General features: G+C 39.8%; 14 protein-coding genes. 6 read left to right on the forward strand and 8 right to left on the reverse strand.

The genetic code is table 11. From position 1 onward, the window contains the following. Positions 1-63: 63 nt before the first annotated feature. Genes B3P23_RS11005 through B3P23_RS11030 form a run of 6 tightly spaced genes read right to left on the reverse strand, consistent with a single transcriptional unit; the run spans position 64 to position 6,405 of the window. Complete coding sequence (locus B3P23_RS11005; protein ID WP_045756120.1) at positions 64-1,308, reverse strand: sulfate adenylyltransferase subunit 1; 1,245 nt, start codon at positions 1,306-1,308, stop codon at positions 64-66. Between the two features lie 45 nt (positions 1,309-1,353). Next, positions 1,354-2,244, reverse strand: a complete 891-nt coding sequence (cysD, locus tag B3P23_RS11010) for a sulfate adenylyltransferase subunit CysD (RefSeq protein ID WP_045756119.1) — start codon at positions 2,242-2,244, stop codon at positions 1,354-1,356. A gap of 10 nt (positions 2,245-2,254) precedes the next feature. Continuing rightward, the gene (locus B3P23_RS11015; RefSeq protein ID WP_293925875.1) at positions 2,255-2,956 is read right to left on the reverse strand and encodes a phosphoadenylyl-sulfate reductase; all 702 of its coding nucleotides are present in this window, start codon (positions 2,954-2,956) and stop codon (positions 2,255-2,257) included. Then, positions 2,943-3,527, reverse strand: a complete 585-nt coding sequence (locus B3P23_RS11020) for a precorrin-2 dehydrogenase/sirohydrochlorin ferrochelatase family protein (protein WP_248753688.1) — start codon at positions 3,525-3,527, stop codon at positions 2,943-2,945. Before B3P23_RS11020 ends, B3P23_RS11015 begins: the two co-directional genes overlap by 14 nt. Then, positions 3,528-4,286 carry a uroporphyrinogen-III C-methyltransferase gene (gene cobA, locus B3P23_RS11025; RefSeq protein ID WP_293925879.1) on the reverse strand — a complete coding sequence of 253 codons (759 nt, stop codon included), beginning with the start codon at positions 4,284-4,286 and terminating at the stop codon, positions 3,528-3,530. 16 nt (positions 4,287-4,302) lie between these two features. Further along, positions 4,303-6,405 (reverse strand): HEPN domain-containing protein, encoded by a 2,103-nt coding sequence (locus B3P23_RS11030; protein ID WP_293925882.1) that lies wholly within the window; start codon positions 6,403-6,405, stop codon positions 4,303-4,305. Between the two features lie 145 nt (positions 6,406-6,550). Here B3P23_RS11030 and B3P23_RS11035 point away from each other — a divergent pair, with 145 nt between their 5' ends. From B3P23_RS11035 to B3P23_RS11060, 6 genes are all read left to right on the forward strand, one after another. Then, positions 6,551-7,522, forward strand: a complete 972-nt coding sequence (locus tag B3P23_RS11035) for a PstS family phosphate ABC transporter substrate-binding protein (protein ID WP_293925885.1) — start codon at positions 6,551-6,553, stop codon at positions 7,520-7,522. Between the two features lies 1 nt (position 7,523). Next, positions 7,524-8,420, forward strand: coding sequence for a phosphate ABC transporter permease subunit PstC (gene pstC, locus B3P23_RS11040; RefSeq protein WP_260949505.1), 897 nt, complete (start codon positions 7,524-7,526; stop codon positions 8,418-8,420). Then, positions 8,413-9,267 carry a PstA family ABC transporter permease gene (locus tag B3P23_RS11045; protein ID WP_045754779.1) on the forward strand — a complete coding sequence of 285 codons (855 nt, stop codon included), beginning with the start codon at positions 8,413-8,415 and terminating at the stop codon, positions 9,265-9,267. The genes pstC and B3P23_RS11045 overlap by 8 nt, the downstream gene beginning before the upstream one ends. After that, entirely contained in the window at positions 9,222-10,031 is an 810-nt protein-coding gene (locus B3P23_RS11050) for a phosphate ABC transporter ATP-binding protein (protein ID WP_045754780.1), read from the forward strand. The genes B3P23_RS11045 and B3P23_RS11050 overlap by 46 nt, the downstream gene beginning before the upstream one ends. Before the next feature lie 73 nt (positions 10,032-10,104). After that, a complete protein-coding gene (locus B3P23_RS11055; RefSeq protein ID WP_045754781.1) occupies positions 10,105-11,334 on the forward strand; it encodes a PQQ-dependent sugar dehydrogenase in 1,230 nt (409 codons plus the stop codon). 59 nt (positions 11,335-11,393) lie between these two features. Then, positions 11,394-11,705 (forward strand): hypothetical protein, encoded by a 312-nt coding sequence (locus B3P23_RS11060; RefSeq protein ID WP_248753692.1) that lies wholly within the window; start codon positions 11,394-11,396, stop codon positions 11,703-11,705. On the opposite strand, the gene B3P23_RS11065 is transcribed toward B3P23_RS11060, so the two are convergent. Both B3P23_RS11065 and B3P23_RS11070 read right to left on the reverse strand, forming a co-directional pair. Next, entirely contained in the window at positions 11,702-12,145 is a 444-nt protein-coding gene (locus tag B3P23_RS11065; protein ID WP_045754783.1) for a GNAT family N-acetyltransferase, read from the reverse strand. The genes B3P23_RS11060 and B3P23_RS11065 overlap by 4 nt on opposite strands. Next, entirely contained in the window at positions 12,136-12,516 is a 381-nt protein-coding gene (locus tag B3P23_RS11070; RefSeq protein ID WP_045754784.1) for a diacylglycerol kinase family protein, read from the reverse strand. Before B3P23_RS11070 ends, B3P23_RS11065 begins: the two co-directional genes overlap by 10 nt. Positions 12,517-12,518: the final 2 nt, after the last annotated feature.

Here is a 12,518-nt window from a genome sequence, read left to right on the forward strand (position 1 = left end):
GTAAAATGTATAAAAAGAGGGTTTGCTTAAACAAAAGCCAACCCTCTTTTTATAAACTAATAACTAGGCAACACTTTCGATCATAACAGCCGCAACCGTTAGATTGGTACGCGGATCAATGATGATTCCCCGTCCCGTGGCCTGATGATCTTGATAAAGATCAAATGAAAGATCTTCAGCAGCCTTGATCTGAACACGACCGATATCATTGAGCGCGATCTGCTCACCATACTTATACTCCTGATTGTTGATGTCGACCTTATGAATGATTTCGTTAATTTTAACTTTCGTTGTTCGACCAAAATTTTGAAAAAGATAGATCTGATTCGTATCCAGAGCCTTATTATCAAACCAACAGATATTCGCCTCGATATTTCGTTCCACTAGACCTGCATCACGGGCTGTTACGATGGTATCACCCCGGCTGATATCAACATGATCGGTCAGATGAACGATCACAGATTGTCCATCTTCCGCCTGATCCAAATCCAGTCCTGCTAGTTCAATTCTTTTAATTTTACTTTTGACCGAAGAAGGTAGAATAACGACATCATCACCAACTTTCAAGCCATTTCCCACCACACGTCCAGCATATCCACGATAGTCATGTAGTTCATCCGTCTGCGGCCTTACAACCCATTGTACAGGCAAACGCCATGCTTGGTTGTCCACCTCATCAAATTCAACAGTTTCCAAATAAGAAAGCAACGAAGGTCCCTTATACCAATCAAAATGAAGTGAAGAATTCACGATATTATCACCTTTCAATGCCGAAACAGGCATAAAATCAACGTCCTTCAATTCTAATCGTTCTGCCAGCACTTGGTAATCCGCCTTGATGGTTTCAAATACCTCCTCACTGTAGTCCACCATATCCATTTTATTGATACAAACCAGTACTTTCTTCAAAGCCAATAATTTAGCTAAGAAAGAATGACGCTTTGTTTGTTCGATCACACCTTTGCGTGCATCCACTAATATAATGATGAGATCGGAGTTGGAAGCCCCAGTGATCATATTGCGTGTGTATTGTATGTGTCCTGGCGCATCAGCGATGATAAACTTACGATTTTCCGTTTGAAAATATTTATAAGCAACATCAATGGTAATCCCTTGCTCCCGTTCCGCTTTTAGTCCATCCGTTAAAATTGCCAAATCAACTGTACCATCGTTATTTTTACGGTTAGCCTTTTTGATCGCTTCCAGTTGATCGTCTAATATCGAATCCGTATCATATAGTAAACGGCCGATCAATGTACTTTTGCCATCATCAACAGAACCAGCCGTTATAAATTTTAAAATTTTCATGTTTTAGATTATAATTTTTAATCTTCAAATCTGGTGAATTTCCCTTTAGAAGTACCCTTGTTTTTTACGATCTTCCATTGCCGCTTCCGACACCTTATCATCCATCCTTGCTCCGCGTTCACTAACCGTGGAAGCTTTGATTTCGGCAATGATATCGTCTAGTGCAGTCGCTACAGAATCCACGGCTGCTGTACAAGTCATGTCACCTACAGTTCTAAATCGTACCGATTTCGTTTCGATCACGTCCTCCTCATCAATATTTAAGAAAGGAGCAGCAGCCATCAACTGACCATTACGCGTGATCACTTCACGCTCATGGCTAAAGTATATACTCGGTAGCTGAATATTTTCCCGTTTGATATAATTCCAAACATCCAGTTCTGTCCAGTTTGATATGGGAAATACACGGACATTCTCTCCTTTATTGATTTTTCCGTTAAATATATTCCACAGTTCAGGACGTTGGCGCTTCGGATCCCATTGTCCAAATTCATCACGCACAGAAAACACGCGTTCTTTTGCCCTCGCTTTTTCCTCATCACGACGAGCACCACCGATACAAGCATCAAAACCATTTTCCGCTATGGTATCCAACAGCGTCACCGTTTGCAATGCATTTCTACTTGCATTTTTACCCTTTTGTTCTATCACTTTACCGGCATCGATACTATCCTGTACATGACCTACAATCAGTTTTTCACCGATCTGCTCGATCAACCAATCGCGGTAAGCGATTGTTTCAGGGAAATTATGCCCAGTATCTATATGTACCAAAGGAAAAGGAAATTTACCTGGTCTAAATGCCTTTAATGCCAAATGAACCAACGTAATCGAATCTTTTCCCCCTGAAAATAAGAGGGCAGGATTTTCAAACTGTCCAGCCACTTCACGTAATATATAGATTGATTCTGCTTCTAGTTGATCTAAATAATCCATTTAATATTTTTTATTTTGTTGTCACATGTAATCCACACTCCTTTTTACTCTGATCTTCCCACCACCAGCGGCCGGCACGAAAATCTTCACCTTCTTGTACCGCACGGGTGCAGGGTGCGCATCCTATGCTCGGGAAGCCTTTATCATGCAGCACGTTATAAGGGATACGCTCCCCTTTAATATAATGATTCACCATATCAAAAGTCCAGTCAAACAAGGGATGAATTTTGATAATGTCATTCACCTGATCATACTCAATATAATCCATATCATGACGATTAGCAGACTGTTCAGCGCGAATCCCAGTGATCCAGATTTTAGCTCCGCGCAATGCCCTTTGCAGCGGTTCTATTTTACGAATATAACAGCAGGTCTTTCTATTTTCAACAGATTCATAAAAAGCATTTGGACCCTTTTGTGAAACAAATTCTTGGATTTGCTCTGTATTCGGGTAGTACGTATCGATCTTTAATGCATATCGTTCTACCGTTCTGCTCCATAGCGAATACGTCTCCTTAAACAATCGTCCGGTATCCAAGGTGAAAACTGCAATGTTCAATTTGCTTTTTCCGATCCAATCGGTGATGATCTGGTCTTCGATACCAAAAGATGTCGAAAACACCACCTGATTAGGATAGTGCTCAGCAATAGCCTCAAGCAATTCGACTCCCTGCTTACCTGATAAAAGTTCTTTAATGTTACTGATCTCCATCTCGCTCAATCAATGATTTAGTATGTTCATTAAGTGCATTCACTTTCGCTTGAAAATCTCCCTTCAATTGATCCCGCAGTTGACTCATCAACTCCAACGTATCATCAATTTCTTCAGGAAGCATATTCTGCAACAGTTCCTTCACCCGTTTTGCTATAGTTGGCGATTTCCCATTTGTCGAAATCGCAATTTTTAAATTTCCTTTTTTTACAATAGATCCCAGATAAAAATCACATAACTCAGGCTTATCAGCTGCATTCAGCAAAATAAAGCGAGCACTGGCTAACGCTCTGATCTGATCATTGAGTTCATGGTTATTTGTCGCTAACATCACCAGATGCTTATGATCTAGATCAGACTCCACAAAATCACGCTCTTCAAATTTTATATGCGCATATTGCATTAATATAATCTTAAACTCGCAGCATATTTCAGTAGCGATCACGGTGATCTGTGCTTGATCATTATTTTGAATGATCGCTTGAAATTTTTCTAAACCAATCGGTCCACCACCTACTAATAGGATCTGAATTTGATCTGGCTTGATAAAAATTGGAAATAGCGTATTCATTTAAGCTGTTGCATATTTTTCTACGATATTTTTGAAATTGGGATGTTTCGAAACCACTTCTCCCAATACAATTATTGCAGGAACACCAATACGTTTTTCTTGCGTTTCATCCAAAATATCATTAATAGTGCCCATTATGATTTTCTCATCTGGTGTAGAACCATTTTGGATCAACGCAATGGGAAGATTTTCTTTGCCATGCTTTCTATACAATTCCACGATCTCCGCCAGCTTTCCAAAACCCATCAAAACTACAACTGTAGCATTGGTTTTAACAGCAGCATATAGATCTTCAGACAGTTTACCAGCAGTCGTAGACCCCGTGATCACCCAAAAACTTTCACTTATGCCGCGGAAAGTCAACGGAATCTTTTGCAAACCAGTAAGCCCGATGCTCGAAGAGATACCTGGGACAACAGCTGTTTCAATGTCAAATTGGTTCACAAAATCCAGCTCTTCACCACCACGGCCAAAGACAAATGGATCGCCACCTTTCAGACGCACCACATGACCATGTGTGCATGCATAATCAACCAATAGCTGATTGATCTGGTCTTGTGAAGTAGAGAGCTGTTCCGCCCGTTTTCCTACATATATTTTTGTGCAATTTTCACTAGCAAAATCCAATAGACTTTCATCAACTAAGGCATCATATAAAATCACATCAGCAGATTTGATTGCCTTTATACCTTTTAAACTGATCAATTCAGGATCTCCAGGACCAGCTCCGACCAAGGTTACTTTGGGTTTAATATTCATTCTTCTATCCTCCTCATTAATTGACCTTCACACTATTTCTATACGCATACACTGCATCAAAGAAAATATTCAAGCTCGCAAGATAATTTTCAGCAAACTCGGGTGTAGGTTCATTCTTATTAATTTGTAATACCAATTCTGGAAATGTCGTTTCCAAACTAAACAACTGCTGCTCCACAAATTGGGTTTGAAATTCCTGGATCACAGCATGCTGTGAACTCACATTTACACCTTTATCCAATAATAAAGCTTTGGCACAACCGACAAACGTACTATAGGCATGGTATATCGAATCCGCATATTTCCTTTCTTCAAAAGCAGAAATCGCCCAGCCTTTCTTTTCTTCGGCTTCATAGATCAAGGTAGCGACCAGATCAATCACCACACCCGCACATTCACCTACGCCAATTGCTGTTTCAAAAGTCTCTTGATGTCCCCAATCAATATATTCATCATCCGACAATGTCGTCAAGTCTGCCAATGGCTTCAATAAGGTATAAAAGTAATTTTTTGACTGACGGTCATAATAAGCATGGAAGTTTTCACCTTCCTGTACATTCTTTTTATAATCCGATAAGACCAAATCTACCACATGTAACACTCTTTTCGTCGGCACTTTAATGATTCTTTCAGCCACACGGCCCACGCCATCGCCAACAGTACCACCACCGATCATCACTTGTGCTGCAGGAACAACTTTCCCATTCGCTTTGACAGAGCTACCATGAAATCCCAGATGGGCCAAACCATGTTGACCACAAGAATTCATACAACCCGATATTTTTATCTTTAGTTCCTTATTATAGACAAAGTCGGCATAAAACTCACGGATATACGTTTCGATCACCCGAGCCATCTCTGTACTATTGGAGATACCCAAATTACAAGTATCCGTACCTGGACAAGTCGTCACATCCGATGTGCTCTGAAATCCCGCAGAAGCCAATTCCAGTTTCTTCAACAGCTGATAGATATGAGGCAGAGATCGCTCAGTAGCATATTTTAAGAGTAATCCTTGATTTTGTGTGAAACGAATCTCATCCGCTACTAGACCATCTAGTCCTGCCACTAGCGCTCGCGCTTTTTCCGTAGGAAGATCACCTGTAGATATCTTAACAAATACCCCATAATAGCCTTTCTGCTTTTGTTCAAACGTATTTGTCGACTTCCAGATCAGATATTCAGCGTCTTCATCCAATGATAGATGCGCAATAGCACTTGTATCTGGCGGAGTCGGTTGACTAATGGTATCTCGGTCTATCGGAAAAGATTTAACAGCATTTGCAACACGCTCTTCCGCGATCAGTCGCAATACTTCATCAATACCCAATTTTTGGATCAAGTATTTAAAACGTGCTTTATTTCGATTATTACGTTCACCATAGCGGTCAAAGACACGTAAAGAAGACTCCACAAAAGGAATCAACTGATCTTCATGTAAAAATTCATGTACCAGATGTGCTAGAAAAGGTTGAGATCCCAGTCCACCACCTAATAGAACTTTAAAACCGCGTTCCTCCTGTCCATCAACGATCTTTACTTTAGGAATAAAGCCCAGATCATGGATATAAGAAAAAGCAGTATCATCATCGAACGACGAAAATGACATTTTAAATTTACGGCCCATTTCCGCACAGATCGGGTTTCTTAAACAAAATTCAAAAACAGCCTGTGCGTAAGGAGAAACATCAAAAGGTTCTTTTGGATCTATACCGGCTGTAGGAGATGCTGTTACATTACGCACCGTGTTGCCACATGCTTCACGTAAAGTAATATCATCCTCAGCCAATTGAGCCCATAATTCTGGTGTACGATCTAGACTAACAAAGTGAATCTGAATATCCTGTCTTGTCGTGATATGCAAATTACGAATCGCATATTCATCAGACACGTCCGATATTTTGATGACTTGTTTGAAAGTTGCTTTTCCAAAAGGCAATTTAATACGCACCATTTGCACTCCGGGCTGACGTTGTCCGTAAACCCCTCTTGCTAGGCGTAAAGAACGAAATTTTTCATCCGTAATCTTCCCCTCTTGAAAAAGTCTAATTTTCTTTTCTAAATCTATAATCTCTTGCTCAACCACAGGGTTTTCAAGCTCTGTACGGAAACTTTGCATATGCTGAAATTGTATTTATTTGGTCTGTATTCTCTTCTATTGGTTCAAAAGTAGAAAAAAAAACGATATAATCTATAAAATCTATTAAATTAATATATATTTGTCAAAAATATTATTGTAGACCAATCCTATAGATATACATAAAATGATAAAAAACAACTGTAATTTACTTGTAATAAGCTTATTGTTGTTGCTTAATAATAATGCATGTGCTCCAAAAATTGAAAACGGATACACTAAGGAACGAGGTTTCGAAGGAAATATTTCTTTGTCTGGAGCATTTGCCCTCTATCCTTTAGTTGTTTTATGGAGTGAAGAATTTAAAAAGGAACATCCACTTGTTCGCTTTAATATTTCTGCCGGTGGAGCCGGAAAAGGAATTGCCGATGCGCTGACTGGAATGGTCGATATTGGACTGATTTCTCGCGATCTTCATCCCGAAGAAATGAAAAATGGTGCATATCCCATTCATGTTGCAAAAGATGCCGTTATCTGCACCATCAATGCCGAAAATCCAAACTACCGTCTACTGAAGGAACGCGGATTGACCAATGCAGAACTAAAAAATATCTTTATTTACAATAAGTATAAAACGTGGAATGACATTGATAAACGTTTTACAACAGATCCTGTAACGGTGTATACACGTGCAGATGCTGCTGGAGCAGCTGAAACATGGGCCAATTTTTTTAAAAGTAAACAAGAAGATTTAAAAGGAGTCGGCATATTTGGTGATCCCGGCATTGCACAAGCGGTCAAAGATGATCAAAATGCCATCGGTTTCAATAATATCAATTATGTCTATGATTTAAAGACAAAAAAAGTAATGGATAAGATTGATGTACTGCCCATAGATCTCAATGGCGATGGCAGCATCAACGAACAGGAAAGTTTCTATAATACGATTGATGAACTGACAGACGCCGTGAGTAATAATAGATATCCAAGCCCGCCATCCAGAGACCTGTCTTTTATCACGAAAGGCAAGCCCGACAATTTACTGCTTAAAGAATTCATCTCTTTCGTCTTAAAGAAAAAATCGCAGAGCTATTTACTGGAGAATGGCTATGTGCCGCTAACAGAAACATTTATGAACGAAGAATTGAAAAAGTTATAATATGTTGCGAACAAGATTAATAAAAAATGCTATTGCAAAGCAGTCAAGCTTTGTTTTGTTGCTTATCTCCCTTTCGGTTGTGATCATTATTGGTATTGGTCTGACTTTCAAATCGATCCCTTTATTTGAAACCTTCAATATTTGGGATCTTCTCACAAATCATATCTGGGCGCCCATGAAAGGAAGTTTTGGATTTCTCCCTTTCATTATGGGGACATTAAGTGTCACACTTGTCGCCCTGCTCATCTCTTGCCCACTTTGTATCCTCAGTTCAATTTATTTGACGGAATATGCTTCCGATACATTAAAAAATATCGTGTTACCTCTGATCAACGTCTTGGCTGCAATTCCTCCCGTACTATATGGGGTATGGGGCGTACTGTTTATTGTACCAGCAATACAATCCTACATAGCTCCTATATTTGGTATCTCTACTTCAGGATATACGATTTTAGCCGGCGGCATCGTATTATCGGTTATGATCTTTCCGATCATGATCAGTATTATGGTCGAAGTACTCAAAACAATACCTGCGGAACTTAAAGCCGCTTCTCTATCTTTAGGAGCGACCAAATGGGAAACTGCCCAAAAGGTGATCTTACGCCGAGCAAAACCGGGTATTATTGCCGCGATTGTTCTCGCCATCTCCCGAGCATTTGGAGAAACAATAGCCGTCTTGATGGTTTGTGGCAATGTGCCCAAGATACCGACATCCATCTTTGACGCAGGATATCCGATTCCAGCACTAATTGCCAATAACTTTGGCGAGATGATGTCTATTCCCCTTTACGATTCAGCACTGATGTTTTCCGCTTTACTCCTATTTGTGATTATTTTCGGATTCAACTTAATTTCACGTATCATATTAAACAGATTGGAGGGCAAACACAATGGATAATCTAAAAAAAAGACTTTTTAAAGAAAAGATTGCGAAAGGCTTTATGCGGCTATCAGGTATGTTGGTCACAGGTTCACTTTTTTTTATTATCGGTACAATACTCTACAAGGGTTTACCATATCTATCTTGGGAGATGGTCAGCCAACTGCCTCAAGGAGGATTTTATATGGGTAAAGAGGGAGGAATATTAAATGCTATTCTCGGTTCGCTCTATCTCGCTGGGGTCGCGACCCTGTTAGCGACCATCATTGGAGTTCCGATCGCTTTATTTTTAAATATATACATCAAAACCTCTTCCAGATTAGCGCAATATTCAAAATTGATGTTCGATATTCTTTACGGTATCCCTTCCATCGTATATGGTGCTGTAGGATTTACGATTATGGTCTATTTTGGTATCCGTGCATCCTTACTTGGGGGTATTATCACCATTACATTACTAACTATACCGATCGTGGTCCGTACAGTCGATGAACTGATCCGAACAGTTCCCAACGATTTGAAGCATGTGACTTTATCCTTAGGTGCCACCAACTGGGAAGTAGCAAAGGTCTTTATTTTACATATTAAACCAGGCATTTTCACCGCTATATTGTTGGCATTTGGACGTTCTATTGGTGATGTCGCTGGCGTGTTGTTGACCACGGGATTCAGTGACAACCTCCCACGGTATATTGACGAACCAGCAGCAACTCTACCGCTGGCTATTTTTTTCCAGTTAAGCAGTCCTATTCCTGAAGTCCAAGGTCGTGCCTACGCATCTGCACTTATTTTAACTTTTATCATTCTAATTATTGTTATATGCACTCACATCCTATCATCGAAACAGAACAAACACAAGTTGTAAACCCTGCTATTCAGCCGCATATTCAAATACAAGATCTGAATATTCATATTGATGGGCACCATATTTTAAAAAACATCAATTTGTCACTACCCAATAATAGTATCACCTCGATCATTGGTCCATCAGGCTGTGGAAAGACAACATTATTAAAAACACTGAACCGCCTGATCGATGATACTAAAGGTGTGCAGGTATCCGGATCAGTCTTTGTCAATGGTGAAGATATTTATGCACCAAATGCCGAAGTGACCCATATCCGAAAAAAAATGGGACTGCTTTCTCAAAAACCTTTTCCACTACCGATGTCGATCTATGACAATATCGCTTATGGGCCACGCATCCATGGTACACGAAACAAAAAGGAATTAAACGCAATCGTAGAGACACAGCTGAAGAATGTAGGACTTTGGGAAGAGGTCAAAGATCGATTGGACCAATCCGCCACGAGGCTTTCTATTGGTCAACAGCAACGCCTATGCTTAGCTCGAGGACTAGCGGTCAAACCAGAGATTATCTTAGGAGACGAATCGACATCTGCACTCGATCCGATCTCCACGCAGACCATTGAAAATCTTTTGATTGAACTCAAGAAAGATTATACCATTGTACTGGTTACCCACATCCTGAGACAAGCACGCCGTGTATCCGATTATATTATTTTTGTATATGGTGGAGAGATCCTTGAGTTTGGAAAAACAGAAGAAGTACTCTTAAATCCTAAACATGAGATCACCCGACAATACGTCAAAGGATTTATTTCATGATAATGAGCTGACGTGCGTATTTTTTAATAAATTATTTATATTTTTATATGATATGAAACAATTCAACTTGTCTATGAAAAGTAAATTAGCCACCGTACTGATTAGTTCTTTTGCCTTGTACTCGTGTTCAAACGGGACTACGGGAGCAGAAACCAATACAGTAGATAGCATCTATCCAGCTGTTGAAAAAAATGAAGCCAATACAAAATACAAACCTGCTTTTGCGGGTCAAACACGTATCAATGGCGTAAAGACCAACACGGCATTTGAAGGAGTCGTATTGAATACCACCTTAAAATCTCCTTGGGGCATAGCAGCGCTACCAGATGGACGGTTACTGATCACGGAAAAAGAAGGTACATTTAGAATTGCTACTACCGATGGCAAAGTTTCAGAGCCGATAACAGGACTGCCAAAAGTAGATTCGGATGGGCAAGGTGGATTGTTAGGATTGACAATCGATCCAAATTTTGAAACCAATCGCATGATTTACTTTGTTTTTGCAGAGCCAAGTGCAGAGGGCAACTTGACAGCAGTAGGCAAAGGAAAATTATCTGCAGATGATAAAACAATAGAAAATGTAGCCGTTATTTATCGAGCTACTCCCAAATACAAAGGCAAGTTACATTACGGTGGACGGATCTTATTTGACAAGTCCGGCAATTTAATCGTGAGTACCGGCGAACGTTCAGATCTAGCAACCAGACCACAAGCACAAGATCTCAAATCGGGATTAGGTAAGATTGTCAGAATCACGACAGATGGTGCGCCTGCATCGGGCAATCCATTTGCAGGACAAGCTGATGTAAGGCCAGAAATATACAGTTACGGTCATAGAAATGTACAAGGTCTGGCACTACATCCAGAAACTGGTGATCTGTGGGAAACTGAATTTGGTCCACGTGGCGGAGATGAATTGAACCGTATTGAAGCTGGTAAAAACTACGGATGGCCGACCATTACTTATGGATTAGAGTACAGTGGCGAAAAAGTAGGTGATGCCATTCAGCAAAAAGAAGGGTTAGAACAGCCCGTTTACTATTGGGATCCTGTCTTATCGCCAAGCGGTATAACATTCTATACCGGAGATCGTATTCCAGAGTGGAAAAACAACCTATTTATCAGCGGTCTAAGCAGTACACATATTGCGCGATTGGTCATCAAAGACAATAAAGTCGTTGGCGAAGAGCGATTATTGGCTAAAGAAGGACAGCGTTTTAGAGATATCACGCAAGGCAAAGATGGCGCACTATATGCGATCACCGATTTAGGAAGACTCTATAAAATCGATAAAAAGAACTAATCTTTTCGAAATAAATGCAAAAAGGTAACCGATGGGGTTACCTTTTTTTATATAGCGGTATGAATAACAAAAGAGATAGTATGATCAGACACGTTGTTTTTCGGATTTTAGCACTAATTATATTGTTGTTCATAGCTATTCCCATTGCGATGGCACAACTCGATCCCGCTCGCCGTTGCGGGACCGGCGATATTGGTGCTATCCTATTTTTTATGGGTATAAATTATCTAGTTTGGATGATCTACCTACTTGCAGAATCTTTTTTCTTATATCGTAAGCATGAAATCGCAAAATTCAAGTTCAATGTGATCGCTGCCTTGATCCTTCCCATCTTTATATTAGTATCTTTTGTTTTTAATCTGATGGATTAAGAACTCAATTCCATACTATAAAGATCAAAATCTTTCGCCCAATAGTCCTTTACAATCTGGTTTAAAATAAAACCATTTTTTTGATAAAACAAATACGTCAGCTGCGAAGTACGGACCGTAATCCGATCGATATCCGGCATACTTTTTAAAATTGCAATCCGGTGTTCCAATAATTTTCTTCCGTAGCCTTTACCTTGTTCACTAGGCAGAACAATATCCCAGCTGATTACACCCCTTCTTTCTTCCAGTTCCAGGTTGATACCACCACAGGCCACTATTTTACCCTCCGCTTCCAGCACAAAGTATTGCTCGATTTCAAAATCGAGGTAGTACTTCAAATCCTCCATTTCATCTTGAGCAAAATAAGCTGGAATATTTTCTTGCATGACACTCAATACGATCTCCCGATCTCTTACCTCGTAAGCTCTAATTACAACCATAACATCGTGATTTTAGGAATAAAAATGACAAGCGCTATTATAACAGAGACAAACGCCGCGGTCAATACCGCTGCAGCTGCCAGATCTTTTGCTTTTTTAACAAATTCATTATTTTCTTGACACACCAAGTCTGCCAAATTCTCAATGGCCGAATTGACTATTTCCAGTGCAAAAACAGCACCAATACACAGTAAAATAAACATCCATTCGACTGCAGAAATATCAAAATAGAAACCTGCGATCACCGTTACCACGGTCGCAGCAAGATGAATACGCGCATTATGTTCTTCAATCAATAAGATTTTAAACCCATTAAAAGCATAAGTAAAACTTTTTATTCGATCTTGTAGCGAGAATTTTTGATTTTTCATGT

Source organism: Sphingobacterium sp. UBA6320, from assembly GCF_002440335.1.
In the GTDB taxonomy this organism is placed as follows: domain Bacteria; phylum Bacteroidota; class Bacteroidia; order Sphingobacteriales; family Sphingobacteriaceae; genus Sphingobacterium.